Raw genomic sequence first — 267 nt, forward strand, 5'->3', positions numbered from 1 at the left:
GAAGAACTTAAAGAAAATGAGTTTAAAGATTTATATGATACACCCGAAGAAAACAAAACATACGTAAAAGATGTAACTATTGATACAGATTTTGAATTGCTATTTCCTGATAGCTATATAAATAATATTGCAGAAAGATTAAGTTTATACACCAAACTTAATGAACTTGAAACCGAAGAAGAACTAACAAGGTTTGAAAATGATTTAATTGATAGGTTTGGGGAATTACCACCACAAGTGACCGATTTGTTAAACAGTGTCAAAATA

1 protein-coding gene is annotated in these 267 nt (G+C 28.8%); it reads left to right on the plus strand.

Features of this window, described 5'->3' with window-relative positions; translation table 11 throughout:
• Positions 1 to 267: TRCF domain-containing protein (locus FUA24_RS11115; RefSeq protein WP_148542258.1), on the plus strand; the 267-nt coding region annotated here is incomplete at both ends.

This window comes from Seonamhaeicola marinus, from assembly GCF_008085455.1.